At 70.8% G+C, this 12,612-nt stretch carries 12 protein-coding genes; 4 read left to right on the top strand and 8 right to left on the bottom strand.

Annotated features, from left to right (window positions below):
• Positions 1–16 precede the first annotated feature (16 nt).
• Positions 17–1,369, bottom strand: a complete 1,353-nt coding sequence (locus ACGFNN_RS20535; RefSeq protein WP_393557654.1) for a DedA family protein — start codon at positions 1,367–1,369, stop codon at positions 17–19.
• A gap of 151 nt (positions 1,370–1,520) precedes the next feature.
• On the opposite strand from ACGFNN_RS20535, the gene ACGFNN_RS20530 reads away from it, so the two are divergent.
• Genes ACGFNN_RS20530 through ACGFNN_RS20520 form a run of 3 tightly spaced genes read left to right on the top strand, consistent with a single transcriptional unit; the run spans position 1,521 to position 4,003 of the window.
• A complete protein-coding gene (locus ACGFNN_RS20530; RefSeq protein WP_362546411.1) occupies positions 1,521–1,886 on the top strand; it encodes a YbjQ family protein in 366 nt (121 codons plus the stop codon).
• Positions 1,887–1,940: 54 nt separating this feature from the next.
• Positions 1,941–2,564: an NAD(P)H:quinone oxidoreductase gene (wrbA, locus tag ACGFNN_RS20525; protein WP_362546408.1), complete on the top strand. Its 624-nt coding sequence runs from the start codon at positions 1,941–1,943 to the stop codon at positions 2,562–2,564.
• A gap of 14 nt (positions 2,565–2,578) precedes the next feature.
• Complete coding sequence (locus ACGFNN_RS20520) at positions 2,579–4,003, top strand: glutamate decarboxylase (RefSeq protein ID WP_393557652.1); 1,425 nt, start codon at positions 2,579–2,581, stop codon at positions 4,001–4,003.
• Between the two features lie 57 nt (positions 4,004–4,060).
• On the opposite strand, the gene ACGFNN_RS20515 is transcribed toward ACGFNN_RS20520, so the two are convergent.
• The 4 genes from ACGFNN_RS20515 to ACGFNN_RS20500 all read right to left on the bottom strand — a co-directional run bounded on the left by ACGFNN_RS20515 (position 4,061) and on the right by ACGFNN_RS20500 (position 7,568).
• Positions 4,061–4,702: a PadR family transcriptional regulator gene (locus ACGFNN_RS20515; protein WP_393557650.1), complete on the bottom strand. Its 642-nt coding sequence runs from the start codon at positions 4,700–4,702 to the stop codon at positions 4,061–4,063.
• 15 nt (positions 4,703–4,717) lie between these two features.
• Complete coding sequence (locus ACGFNN_RS20510) at positions 4,718–5,272, bottom strand: DinB family protein (protein WP_393557648.1); 555 nt, start codon at positions 5,270–5,272, stop codon at positions 4,718–4,720.
• A 91-nt stretch (positions 5,273–5,363) separates the two neighbouring features.
• The gene (locus ACGFNN_RS20505; protein WP_393557646.1) at positions 5,364–6,629 is read right to left on the bottom strand and encodes an aldehyde dehydrogenase family protein; all 1,266 of its coding nucleotides are present in this window, start codon (positions 6,627–6,629) and stop codon (positions 5,364–5,366) included.
• A gap of 54 nt (positions 6,630–6,683) precedes the next feature.
• Positions 6,684–7,568 carry a helix-turn-helix domain-containing protein gene (locus ACGFNN_RS20500; protein WP_393557644.1) on the bottom strand — a complete coding sequence of 295 codons (885 nt, stop codon included), beginning with the start codon at positions 7,566–7,568 and terminating at the stop codon, positions 6,684–6,686.
• 339 nt (positions 7,569–7,907) lie between these two features.
• On the opposite strand from ACGFNN_RS20500, the gene ACGFNN_RS20495 reads away from it, so the two are divergent.
• On the top strand, positions 7,908–8,450 hold the full coding sequence (locus ACGFNN_RS20495) for an ATP-binding protein (RefSeq protein ID WP_362546389.1): 543 nt from the start codon (positions 7,908–7,910) through the stop codon (positions 8,448–8,450).
• A gap of 109 nt (positions 8,451–8,559) precedes the next feature.
• Here the strand turns inward: ACGFNN_RS20495 and ACGFNN_RS20490 are convergent, their stop codons facing one another.
• The 3 genes from ACGFNN_RS20490 to ACGFNN_RS20480 all read right to left on the bottom strand — a co-directional run bounded on the left by ACGFNN_RS20490 (position 8,560) and on the right by ACGFNN_RS20480 (position 12,429).
• Entirely contained in the window at positions 8,560–8,802 is a 243-nt protein-coding gene (locus tag ACGFNN_RS20490) for a DUF397 domain-containing protein (protein ID WP_327117265.1), read from the bottom strand.
• 320 nt (positions 8,803–9,122) lie between these two features.
• On the bottom strand, positions 9,123–11,201 hold the full coding sequence (locus ACGFNN_RS20485; protein WP_393557642.1) for an FUSC family protein: 2,079 nt from the start codon (positions 11,199–11,201) through the stop codon (positions 9,123–9,125).
• Positions 11,202–11,256: 55 nt separating this feature from the next.
• Positions 11,257–12,429 (bottom strand): DUF2786 domain-containing protein, encoded by a 1,173-nt coding sequence (locus tag ACGFNN_RS20480; protein ID WP_393557640.1) that lies wholly within the window; start codon positions 12,427–12,429, stop codon positions 11,257–11,259.
• Positions 12,430–12,612 lie beyond the last annotated feature (183 nt).

Here is a 12,612-nt window from a genome sequence, read left to right as displayed (position 1 = left end):
GTCGGTGTGCGAGGTCTCAGCGGCCGTTTCGCCGGCCGTACCGGCCGGGGTCGTCGTCCTGGCCAGGGGCACCCTCGTCGTACGGGCCGGGCTGCCGGGCCTCGCCGTAGCCGCCGTAAGGGCCGGCCTGCGCAGCGCCGTACTCACCCGGCCGGCCGTACGCGGCCTGCTGATCGCCCTGACCGTACTGGTCGTACTGCCCTGCCTGACCGCCGTACTGGCCCTGCCGGCCGTACTGGCTGCCGTACTGGCCCTGCTGGCCGCCATACTGCCCCTGCTGGTGGTCCTGCTGGCCGCCGTACTGCCCCTGCCGGCCGTACTGGTCCGCCTGGCCGTACTGCCCCTGCTGGGGGTACTGCCCGTACTGGCCCTGCTGCCCCTGCTGGGGGTACTGGCCCTGCTGGCCGTACTGATCCGCCTGGCCGTACTGACCCGCCTGGCCGTACTGACCCTGCTGGGGGTACTGCCCGCCGTACTGGCCCTGCTCGCCTCCGGCGTACCGGCCGCCCTGGGCGTCGCCGTACCCGGCCTGCTGCCCCTCGCCGTACGCGGTGTCCCGGGCGTCGTACGTGCCGCCTCGGCCGTACGGGTCAGCGGCGTACGGGGCGGAGCCGAAGGGGGCCGCCTGCTCGTTCGTGAAGCGGTGGGCGGTGGAGTCCTGGCCGTCGTCGCCCGCGGTGCCGCGGGGGCCGGAGCCCGGGGTCCCGTCGGAGGAGCCGTGGCCACCCTGCCCCCCGGCGCCCTCCTTCTTCGACTTGGAGCGCGCCCGCAGGAACTCGATCGCGATCGGGACCACGGAGACGAGCACGATCAGGATGAGGATCATCTCGATGTTCTCGTGCACGAAGTCGATCCGGCCCAGGGCCGCCCCGAGCAGCGTCACCCCGACGCCCCAGAGGACGCCGCCGATGATGTTGAAGGTGATGAAGGAGCGGTAGTCCATCCGGCTCACACCGGCGATGATCGGCGTGAACGTGCGGACGATGGGGACGAAGCGCGCGAGCACCAGCGACTTGGGCCCGTACTTCTCGAAGAACTCGTGGGCCTTCTCGACGTTCTCCTGCTTGAAGAGCCGGGAGTCCGGGCGCTTGAAGAGGGCCGGCCCCACCTTGCGGCCGAAGAGGTAACCGACCTGGTCGCCGATGATCGCCGCCAGGGCGACCAGCACGCACACCAGCCACAGGGGGTACTTCAGATCGCCCGTGGTCACCAGGAGACCCGTGGTGAACAGCAGGGAGTCGCCGGGGAGGAAGAAGCCGATGAGCAGCCCCGACTCGGCGAACACGATGAGCAGGAGGCCGGGAAGCCCGAAGGTGTTGAGCAGGTAATCCGGGTCCAGCCAGCTCGGGCCGAGCGCAAGCGTATTCAAGGGTCCGGGCTCCAGGGTCGGTCGATGTGCGGCGGCTGCGTGGCCGTCCCAAGCTATCAACGCGGAGGGGGACGCCTGGGTTCCACTGGCGTAAGCGGGGATGCACGCGGGCGGGACCGGCGCGAAGCTTCTCCGCAGGAGGTGCCACATCATGAGCATCGAGGACTTCGGCGGCGGACAGACCCCCCAGGCGGACGTGCTCGTCGTCACCACGAACGACGTGCCCGGTCACCACGTGACGCAGGTCATCGGCGAGGTGTTCGGACTCACCGTCCGCTCCCGCCACCTCGGCAGCCAGATCGGGGCCGGTCTGAAGTCGATGATCGGCGGCGAGCTGAAGGGCCTGACGAAGACCCTCGTCGAGACCCGCAACCAGGCGATGGAGCGGCTCGTCGAGCAGGCGAGGGCCCGCGGGGCCAACGCCGTGCTGATGATGCGCTTCGACGTGAGCGAGGCGGCCGACGTGGGCACCGAGGTCTGCGCCTATGGCACGGCCGCCGTGATCAGCAGGTCCTGAACCGCTCTTCCAGGCCCTCCCCGCCCCCCACACGTCCACCGCTCCGGAGCCCCCATGCCCACGTCCGTCAATGTCGCCGTCGTCTACTACTCCTCCACCGGCACCATCTCCGCCATCGCCAAGGCCATCGCGAAGGACGCCGAGAACGCCGGCGCCCAGGTCCGCCTCCGGAAGGCCGCCGAGCTCGCGCCCCAGGCGGCGATCGAAGCCAACCCGGTCTGGGCCGAGCACGCGAAGGCGACCGCGGACATCGCCGAGGTCACGCCGGACGACATGGAGTGGGCGGACGCGGTGATCCTCGGAACACCCACCCGGTACGGCAACGTCGCCGCCCAGCTCAAGCAGTTCCTCGACACGCTCGGCGGCCTCTGGCAGGCCGGCAAGCTCGCCGACAAGGTCTACAGCGGCTTCACGGCGAGCAGCACCGCCCACGGGGGCCAGGAGTCCACCCTGCTGGCGCTGTACAACACCATCCACCACTTCGGCGGCATCCTCGTGGCCCCCGGCTACACCGATCCCTCCAAGTTCGTCGACGGCAATCCGTACGGCACCTCCCACGTCTCCGGGCAGGGCGACATCCCGGTCGCCGAGCAGACCCTGACCGCCGCGCGCGTGCAGGCGGAGCGTGTCGTGAAGTTCACCCGGGCCATCAAGACCGGACTCGCGTCCGAGAGCTGAGGGGACACCCTTCGATGCCGCTCCACCAGGGTTCGCACGGCAAGCCCGCTCCCTCCGAGGAGCACCGCAGACTCGCCCTCAACCCGTTCTTCGGCGAGGCCGACCCGACCGCGCCGATGGTCGCGGCGCCGCCGACGCACGTCCTCCCCGACGGCCCGCTGCCACCGGCCACGGCCTACCGACTGGTGCACGACGAGCTGATGCTCGACGGCAACTCCCGGCTCAACCTCGCCACCTTCGTCACCACCTGGATGGAGCCCCAGGCCGGCGTGCTGATGGCCGAGTGCCGGGACAAGAACATGATCGACAAGGACGAGTACCCGAGGACGGCCGAGCTGGAGAGGCGCTGTACGGCGATGCTCGCCGACCTCTGGAACGCTCCCGACCCCTCCACCGCCGTGGGCTGCTCCACCACCGGCTCCAGCGAGGCCTGCATGCTCGCCGGGATGGCCCTGAAGCGGCGGTGGGCCGCGAGGAACCCCGACCGCTATCCGGCGTCCGCCCGGCCCAATCTGGTGATGGGTGTCAACGTCCAGGTCTGCTGGGAGAAGTTCTGCACCTTCTGGGAGGTCGAGCCCCGCCAGGTGCCGATGGAGGGTGAACGCTTCCATCTGGACCCGCAGGCGGCCGCCGAGCTCTGCGACGAGAACACCATCGGCGTGGTCGGGATCCTCGGCTCCACCTTCGACGGCTCCTACGAGCCGATCGCTGAGCTCTGCGCCGCGCTGGACGATCTCCAGGAGCGCACCGGGCTCGACATCCCCGTCCATGTGGACGGGGCGTCCGGGGCGATGGTGGCGCCGTTCCTCGACCCGGACCTGGTGTGGGACTTCCGGCTCCCCCGCGTCTCCTCCATCAACACCTCAGGCCACAAGTACGGCCTGGTCTATCCGGGCGTGGGCTGGGCGCTGTGGCGCTCGCCGGCCGAGCTGCCGGAGGAGCTGGTGTTCCGGGTCAACTACCTGGGCGGTGACATGCCGACCTTCGCCCTGAACTTCTCCCGGCCCGGCGCGCAGGTGGTCGCGCAGTACTACACGTTCCTCCGGCTGGGCCGGGAGGGCTACCGGGCCGTCCAGCAGGCGTCCCGGGACATCGCGGGGCGTCTCGCCGGGGAGTTCGAGGCGCTGGAGGACTTCAGGCTGCTGACGCGGGGCGACGAACTCCCGGTGTTCGCGGTGACGACGGAACCCGGCGTGAAGGCCTACGACGTCTTCGACGTGTCGAGGCGGCTCCGCGAGCGTGGCTGGCTGGTCCCGGCGTACACCTTCCCCGCCAACCGCCAGGACCTCTCGGTGCTGCGCGTCGTCTGCCGGAACGGATTCTCCTCGGACCTCGCGGAGCTGCTGATGGACGACCTCCGCGACCTGTTGCCCGAACTCCGTTCCCAGACGCACCCGTTGAGCCGGGACAAGGGACCCGGAACCGCGTTTCACCACTGAGGGAAGGGACCCGGCGACGGTCAACGGGTCGCCGGGGCCGGGAACCCCCGGCGACGGTCAGCGGGTGGAGCCGGGGCCGGGGACCCCGGTGGCGTACGGGTCCTCCCGGCCCTCGGGGAGCACCCCCGCGAAGGGCTCCCCCTCGTCCGCGAAGGTGTAGGCACCCGCCTCGATGCGGCCGATCAGGCCCCGGGTCCACTCCGCCCCCGCATCCGCCGAGTGGATCCACATGTTCATGATCTCGCCGATGTGGCCGAGTGCCTCGGGACCGTCGGCAGGGATCCAGTGCTCCATGACCGAGGCGCGCCACCCCTCGATGGCGGCGATACGCCGTTCGAGGAGGGCCACCGCCTCGGCGCGCTCCAGCTCGACGATGAAGCCGATGCCGGCCGAGAGCACCTCGACACCCCGGTCGTACGAGGTGAGCGATGAGCGCAGCAGGGCGAAGAACTCCTCGGTGCCGCGCCCGGTGATCTCGTACTCGGTCCGGGGAGGGCCGCCGGCCGTGGAGGGGGCCACCTCGTGGGCGAGGAGCAGTCCCTGCTTCGCCATCTGCTTGAGCGCGTGGTAGATCGACCCCGGCTTGGCGGTGGACCACTCGTGGGCGCCCCAGTACTCCAGGTCGTTGCGCACCTGGTAGCCGTGCGCCCGGCCGTGCCGTCGCACAGCCCCCAGGACCAGGAGACGGATCACCGACATGGCACCCCTTCGCGTTCAGCTCCGGTCAGCGTAGCCCGCCTCCTCCGCGACCAGATCGAGCGCGGTCCGGCCGTCCAGAGTCTCGCGGAGGATGTCTGCGTGACCCGCGTGGCGGGCGATCTCCTCGACGAGATGAACGAGCAGCCAGCGCATCGAACAGTGCTCGTCCTCGGGGTACCAGGGGGCCGGGGGGAGCGGGAAGGTGTCGTCCATGGATTCGACGTCGTTACGGATGAACGCCTCGGTCTCCGCGGCCACCCCCGACCAGAACTCCAGCATCTCCGGGACCGTCTCGTCGTCCACGAGGCGGAAGCTGTCCCCCCAGGTCGCCTCGGAACGCTGCCTCTCGTTCGGGCGCTGCTGGGCGAGGCGGAGCCAGTTCAGCTCCATCTCGGCGACGTGCTTGAGCAGCCCGGAGAGGGAGAGCTCGCTCGCGCCCGGACGACTCGCCGCCTGCTCCTCCGTGAGGCCGAGCACCGAGCGCCGCACCGCGCCCCTCTGGGCCTCGACGAAGGCCAGGAGCGCGCCCCGCTCGTCTCCGGGCTTCTCTGCGGGAACGTGGGTGACCATGACGACTCCTCCTGCGACGTGAGGGCTGCTGCCCGCTTGCGCCCTCAACGTACGGAGCCATCAGGACGGATACTGTCCGCTACCCGCCGGGTCAGAAGGGAAAGACAGTTCGCCCGTGCTGTACGGAGATCCACTTGCGGGTGGTGAAGGCGTCCATGGCGGCCGGGCCGAAGCCGATCCCCCCGCCGTGCGTCTCCGCCGGATCGTCCTGCTCGACAAGCCCGTTGACGTGGAACAGGCCCCTGGGTATCCGGCGGGCGAACCGCACGCCACGCTCCGCGTCCGCCGTGTGGACCGCGCCGCTCAGGGCGTGGGGGCTGTCGTTGACGATGCGTACCGCCTCGTCCTCGCCGTCGAAGGACTCCGGCGCGTAGGGCCGACCGGCGTCCTCCCGGTCCTGCGGGTCCCCGGCGGGCAGGGCGGACACCGCTTCCGTGAACCGCCGGGTGAACTCAGCCTCCACCGACCGGTCCACCAGGATGCGCCCGGCGGCCTCGCCGTGCCGCGCGTAAAAGCGTGCGCGGCCGTGTACGGCCGCGTGTACCGCCTGGCCGAGATCCGCGTCCGCCAGGACGACCAGGGCGCTCCCGCTGGTCAGTTCGAGGACGGTCCGCTTGAACAGCCCGGCCGCGACGGCGGCCACATGACGGCCGACCCGGTCGGAGCCGGTGAACGAGATGACCTTGGGCACGGGGTGCTCGATGAAGCTGTCGCCGATCTCGGCGCTGTCGGTGATCAGCACGTTGAGCAGCCCGGCGGGCAGCCCCGCCTCCTCGAAGATCCGGGCGACCAGAGTCCCGCCGGCGATCGGGGCACTCTGATGGGGCTTCACCACGACGGCGTTACCGAGCGCGAGTGCGGGTGCCACGGCCCTGGCCGTGACCGCCAGGGGGAAGTCACAGGCGCCGATCACGCCCACGACCCCGACGGGCAGGCGGTAGACGCGGTTCTCCCTGCCGTCGCCGAGCGAGGGCAGGAACTCCGCCACGGCCTCCCGGGTCTGCCCCGCGGCCGCGCGGAGGAGCCGGCCCGTGGCACGCACCTCGTGGTCGGCGAGGGCCCGGGAGACACCGACTTCCCCGACGATCAATTCGGCTGTCTCTTCGTGGCGTTCGTCCAGCAGCCGCGCGGCCTTCTCCAGAACGGCGCGGCGTTCACCGGGACGGGTGCCGGCCCATTCGGGCTGCGCGCGTTCCGCCGCCCGGTAGGCCGAATCGACTTCCCCCGCCGTGGCCACGGTGATGGAACAGAGCTTTTCGCCGTTTCGGGGATTGAAATCAATGATGTCCCACTCACCGTCGCCGGTCAGCCACTCGCCGTCGATGTACTGGCGGGACAGTTCACTGAGGAAGGACATGCAATCCCTTACTTCAGGCGCAGACTCCTGTCGATGTCCCATCGTACTGTCGAATCACACCAGTTGAAGGAGTCCGTGAAGAAGATCCCGGCTCTCCTCCGGACCCGGGCTGTCCTCCTGGAGCCGGATCATGGCCTTTTCGTACTGGGCGACTTCTTCCGCCTTGTCCAGATAGAGAGCGCTCGTCAGCTGTTCCAGATAGACGATGTCCGACAGATCGGATTCCGGGAATCGCAGCATGGTGAACGCACCGCTCTCCCCGGCATGTCCCCCGAAACTGAAGGGCATCACCTGGAGCGTGATGTTCGGCTGCTCCGACATCTCGATGAGATGCCGCAGCTGCGCGCGCATCACCTCGGGGCCGCCGTAGGGGCGGCGCAGCGCCGCCTCGTCGAGCACCGCGTGAAAGCGAGGCGCACGCTCGGAGACCAGCGCCTTCTGCCTCGCCAGCCTCAGGGCGACCCTTCGGTCGATCTCGGCCGCGGGCGCACCGGGCATACCTCGGGCCACCACCGCGTGGGCGTACGCCTCGGTCTGCAACAGCCCGTGCACGAACTGGACTTCGTAGATCCGGATGAGCGAGGCCGCCCCCTCCAGACCGATATACGTCTGGAACCACCCGGGCAGCACGTCGCCGTAACTGTGCCACCAGCCCGCCACGTTGGCCTCGCGGGCCAGACCGAGGAGCGAGTCCCGCTCCGCGTCGTCCGTGACTCCGTAGAGCGTGAGCAGGTCCTCGACGTCCCTGGCCTTGAAGCTCACCCGTCCCAACTCCATGCGGCTGATCTTCGATTCGGAGGCGCGGATGGAGTAGCCGGCCGCCTCACGGGTGATACCGCGCGACTCGCGCAGACGTCTGAGCTGTGAGCCCAGCAGGATGCGCCGCACCACAGAACCACTCGACTCGCCTGCCGACACCGGCTTACCGACCCTCCCCATCGCTTCCCGTACACCGGGGTTCCCCCGAACCCCGGAGCCGGATTCTGCCACCAAAACGCTTCAGCCCGTACTCATTCGATTACAGAGATGGCAAGACTTTCCGAAAGCTCCAAAACTGTGAAGCGGAAGAAATGAGCCCTTACCGGCACGGTACCGGCCAGAACCGTCACGTGCACGTGCATCTGCCCTTGCATCTGCCGTGCGCATTCGGAACCATGGCTCCTGCGCACCTGCGTGCTCGTTCGTGTTGTGCCGCTGTACCCGCAGTGCCCGCCAGAAGCAGTGCCGCTACAGCCGCGAATCCCGGGAGTGCCTCGCATGGGGACGAATGGATCGACGATGCTCGAGCCGTTACGGCAGGGCCTTCCCCCCATCGACCCCTCGGCGGTCGCGGGTTCGGCCTCCTGCACGCTTCCGGCCCGGTACGAAGCCGTGGGCGGGGCCCGGCGGTTCACCCGTACGACACTCTGCTCCTGGGACCTGGGAGACCGTTTCGACGATGTCGCCCTGGTCGTGTCCGAGCTGGTCACCAACGCGCTTCGGCACGCCCTGCCCTCGGAGGCCGCCCGGGAGCGGCAGGACAACGCCGTACGTCTGCACCTCATGCGCTGGAGTTCGCGCCTGGTCTGCGCGGTGCGCGATCCGAGCGAACGGGGACCCGTGGCCGGCGAGGCACCGGATTCGGCGGAGTCGGGCCGGGGTCTCTTCCTGGTGGAGTCCTTCAGCGACTCCTGGGGCTGGCACCCTTCACCCGTACCCGCGGGCGACAGCTCGGCCGACGGCGGGATCGGCAAGGTGGTCTGGGCGCTCTTCCGGCTGACCGACCACCCGGCCCCGATACCCGAGTGCGTCTCGCTGGACGCCTTCCCCGACGCCCTCTGACCGACGCCCCGCGGCGCGCCCGCGCCGCGGGACCGGTCGACCGCGACCGGGCGGTCCCGGAAGGCGCGCGTATCACTCCGCAGCCCCTTCACGCCCGAAGCGCGCGCACTCAGGCGCCGGTGGCCAGGTGGTCGAACTCCCCGTCCTTGACGCCCAGAAGCAGGGCCTCTATCTCCGCCGGTGTATAGACGAGCGCCGGACCGTCGGGGTGGCGCGAGTTCCGCATCGCCACATTCCCTCCGGGCAGTTTCGCGAACTCCACGCATGATCCTTGGGAGTTACTGTGCCTGCTCTTCTGCCAGACGACTCCGCGAAGCTCTGTGGCCGCCATGCCGTTGTACACGTGGTGCACAGGACGCTCCCGAGTTGCAAGGTGCAAGTGTCAACTAGCTCGGATCATAGCTGTGTTCATATGCCGATGCATGAGCAGATGCACGTGCACGGGCGGTACGCGGGCGATTACAGCTTTCTCCCCGGTCCGCCCGCCCTTCCGTCACCTCTATGGGTAACAGACGAACAGATCGCCAATTCGGCTCCCGGACAACCAGGTTGTTCGGCACGCTCAGGTAGCCCCGCGCCGACTTCCGGTGGCGAATCCCGACGAGATATGACGCGCCCCTGGCCTGACGTCAGCACGCCCGGTGGAACTCTTTCCCTCGCCCTGATCCGAGGTCAGGCCCGTCCGCTGCTGATCTCCAGGGCTCTGGAGAAGTCCTCCAGGGCGCGCAGGAGCAGGATGGCCCCGTTGCGCACGAACGAGTCGGGGGGCGGCCCGGTCTCGTCGGCCTGGCGCGCCAGAGCCGCCCGCACCGGCTCCCAGACCGGGACGCGGCGCTCCCGCACCGCCTTCGCGCCCTCCTCGGTTGCCCTGCGCAGCGCCTCGGCCAGTTCGGCGGCCTCGGGCACGGGAGTGGCGGACACGGCGGGCAGATGGGCTTCCATCAGCATCGTGACCCGGCCGAACTGTGCGAGCGCGTCCTGGGCGTCGGCCGCGGAGGTCCGTGAGATCCCCCGGTGGCGGACCGGCTCGTGCTGGGCCCGGTCGAGCGACTCCTGCCAGGCGACGCGGGCCTCCCTGGTGGTGAGCAGGGCGTCGCGCACCTCGTCCAGGGTCCTGGACGTGGGATCGGCGTACCGGTCGAGTACGGCGGCGGCGTACCGCCCGTCCGTGATCACCCACCCGGCGAGCCGGTCACGGAGCCTCGGGGTCTCCCAGGCCGGGTAGACGGCGTACGCGAGCATGGCCAGCAACCCTCCGAGAAGGGTCAGGACGACCCGCTCGGTCACGTTCTGCGCCCAGTCGTCGCCGGCCATCCCGAGCAGGAACACGACGTAGGCCGAGGCGCACACCTGGCTGACCGCGTACCCCGTGCGCATCAGCAGGTACATCAGCCCCGCGCTGACCACGGCGAGCAGGGCCGAGACCCCCACGGCCGGGGCAGCCTGGACGACCGCCCCGGCGACGGCCACGCCGACCACGGTGCCCATGAAACGGGCCATGGAGCGCGAGTACGTCTGGGTGAACTCGGGGCGCATCACCATCACGGCGGTCATGGGCGCCCAGTAGCCATGGCCGAGGGGCAACGCGGTCCCGATGAGGTAGCCGGACGCGGCGACCGCGGTCACCCGTTCCGCGTGCCGGAGGATCATCGACCCCCGGCGCAGCTCCCGGCGCATGGAGCGGTAGATGACGGGGACCAGCTTCAGCAGGGTGGGCCGGCGCCGGTGCGGGACGAGCGGTTCGCCCGGCGTCCGGTCGTCCGTGCCGGTGCCCTCGGCGATCTCGACGACGTCGGCCAGGAGGGAGACGAGCCGGTCGGCCGCGCGGCGCGGCGGGCCGGTGAGGATGACGTCGGTGTCGGGCGACTTCAGCACGGACAGAGCCGTCTCCTCCAGCTGGACCGGGTCGCCCTGGCGTACCGCCCGGGCGGCGGAGTCCAGCAGGGAGCCGGCGGCCCCGAGGATCTCCCAGACCCAGTAGCGTTCCGGACCCTCCGCCGGCACGCCCAGGGCGGGATCCGCCAGCGAGGCCAGGACCGGCCGCAACCGCTCGGCCACTCCGCGCGCGCCGTGCAGATCGGCGGGGCGGTTGCGTGCCTGCCGGGGCGTCACGGCGGCTGCGCTGCGCGCGGTCATCAGCGGGACCGGGTCGAAGGGCGCGACCGGGTCCTCGCGCAGTCTGCGGGCGTAGTCCGCCTCGGCGGCGAGCGCGTCGGCCAGCGCGTCCCGCTGGGCGCCCCACCTGCGTACCGGGAACAGCACGATCAGCGCCGCCTGGACCAGCCCGCCGAACGCGATCGTCAACGCGTGCAGCGCCGCGTCGGCCACGGAGGTGGGCAGGGTGACCGTGACCAGCATGATCGCGACGTTGGAGCCCGCGATGATGCCGCCCGTCGGGCCCGCCGCCCAGGCCATCCCGGCGGCGAACGTCCACAGCATCAGCAGGGCGAGGAAGAGCACCGTGTGGGTCACGGTGAGATAGCCGACGAAGGTGGACACGGCGAGACTGGCCCCGGAGACCAGGGCGAGTACCGGCCGGGGGCGCCAGCTGCGCTGGAAGGTGGCGATCGCGGCCTGGAAGGCGCCGAAGGCGGAACCCACCGCGGTCACCGGGCCGAACAGCAGGAAACTGATCCCGATCACGATGGCGAGGCCCGCGGCTCCGCGCAGCGCGATGAGCGGTTCGAGACGGCGCCGCTCGATCGACAGTCCCGAGCGGGCCGTCTCCCTCAGCGCCCTGAGCCAGCTCATGAGCCGAGCCTATCGGGATTACCCGACAACTCGGGCTTATGCCCCCCGGCGATGTCTAACGTCGGATTTCCGGCCCCGATCCGCCCATCCGTGCCTGGTCGGCCGCAGCCGTCCCGTGGTTCCATCCCTCGGCGTCCGTCGCCCCGCGCAGCCGTGTCGTGGTGGTCCGCGGGAACATGCGCTCCGCGGTGTCGGTGACGGCGACGTCCCTGGCGGCCAGGACCGGCAGCAGCCCACCGGCGCTCGCTCCTTCACCGGAACCCGCCTCGGATCCCGCGGCCTCGGTGACCCGGGCGGTGTCTGCCGCGAGCCGACTGCCGAGGCGCTGCGCGTACGCCATCAGGAAGGACTGGCGGAAGGTCTTCGTCCTGCGGCGCCCACCCGCGCGCTGACCGGCCTCCGCCTTCGTCATCGCGGCGGTTCCCTGGACCAGCAGAGAGGTGAAGAGCAGCTCCACGGCCTCCAGGTCGGGCTCGAACCCCACGACCGTGGTGAAGCCGAGATCGCTGTTCCACACGGCGCGGCAGCGGTTCGCCGAGGCCACGGAGTCGAGCAGGACCGCCTTCGCGCTCTCGTAGGGTGCGTCCACCCCGATCCTCACAGCACCCGGCGCGCCGGGGTCGTGCGTACGGGCGGCGAGGAGCGCCTCGTCGATGCTGTGCCGGGCCATCAGCTCCTGGGCCTTGGTGGTGAGCGCCTCGGCCTCCTCCGGGAATCCGGTCGCCTCCGCCTTGGCGAGCAGTGCCCGGATCCTGGTGAGCATGCGCGGTTCGCCGTGCGCGGGCGGCCTGTGCGGATCACGGGCGGCCGCCCCCGGGGGCGGCCCGACCGGCTCGATGACGGGGAGGCGCAGCAGGAGGCGGTACAGCTCCAGCAGCGCCGAGCAGTAGGTGAAGCGGTCCGGGCGGTTGCGCGGCGCGGGGGCGGGCAGGGCGGCGAGCTGTTCCGGCCAGCGCGGCGGGAGCTGCCCGTATCCGGCGGTCTCCGCCGTGATCAGGGCGGAGACGAGCGCCGCCCCGCCCTCGTCCAGCTCGCGCCGGACGGTCCGTACGACGTCGGCGGGCTGCCAGCCGCGCGCCCAGGCGCGCCGGAGGAACTCCTCGCCCCGGCGGTGCAGCTCCGCGTCGGACGACGGGTCCGCGGCGAGGAGGGAGGCGCCCGCGTCCAGGCCCGCGTCGCCGTCCGAATACAGGGCCGCGGCGCACGCCCGGTCGGTAACCGATTCCATCCGGCCAGGTTAGGGGCTGTATCGAGTTCCGCGTCGTCCGCCCGGAGGGCGGGCGTCGGGGCGGTCGGTGCGTGCGATCGGGGTACGGCGAGTGAGGTCATGTGGCGGCGCCACCTGTCCTGGGGTGCCGTGCGGCGAGTGGGACCCCGCTCGAAGAGCTTGGGGGGAGTGCCGGGCGACGGG

The sequence above is a fragment of the Streptomyces sp. NPDC048590 genome, from assembly GCF_043199535.1.
In the GTDB taxonomy this organism is placed as follows: domain Bacteria; phylum Actinomycetota; class Actinomycetes; order Streptomycetales; family Streptomycetaceae; genus Streptomyces.
Note: the sequence above shows the minus strand (reverse complement) of the source record. Positions and strands in the feature narration are given on the sequence as shown.

Coding starts and splice junctions, on each gene's coding strand:
- ACGFNN_RS20495 (WP_362546389.1), top strand. CDS start 7,908: ATGCTCGAGCCGTTACGGCAGGGCCTTCCCCCCATCGACCCCTCGGCG.
- ACGFNN_RS20520 (WP_393557652.1), top strand. CDS start 2,579: ATGCCGCTCCACCAGGGTTCGCACGGCAAGCCCGCTCCCTCCGAGGAG.
- ACGFNN_RS20485 (WP_393557642.1), bottom strand. CDS start 11,201: ATGAGCTGGCTCAGGGCGCTGAGGGAGACGGCCCGCTCGGGACTGTCG.
- wrbA (WP_362546408.1), top strand. CDS start 1,941: ATGCCCACGTCCGTCAATGTCGCCGTCGTCTACTACTCCTCCACCGGC.
- ACGFNN_RS20505 (WP_393557646.1), bottom strand. CDS start 6,629: ATGTCCTTCCTCAGTGAACTGTCCCGCCAGTACATCGACGGCGAGTGG.
- ACGFNN_RS20500 (WP_393557644.1), bottom strand. CDS start 7,568: ATGGGGAGGGTCGGTAAGCCGGTGTCGGCAGGCGAGTCGAGTGGTTCT.
- ACGFNN_RS20530 (WP_362546411.1), top strand. CDS start 1,521: ATGAGCATCGAGGACTTCGGCGGCGGACAGACCCCCCAGGCGGACGTG.
- ACGFNN_RS20515 (WP_393557650.1), bottom strand. CDS start 4,702: ATGTCGGTGATCCGTCTCCTGGTCCTGGGGGCTGTGCGACGGCACGGC.
- ACGFNN_RS20480 (WP_393557640.1), bottom strand. CDS start 12,429: ATGGAATCGGTTACCGACCGGGCGTGCGCCGCGGCCCTGTATTCGGAC.
- ACGFNN_RS20510 (WP_393557648.1), bottom strand. CDS start 5,272: ATGGTCACCCACGTTCCCGCAGAGAAGCCCGGAGACGAGCGGGGCGCG.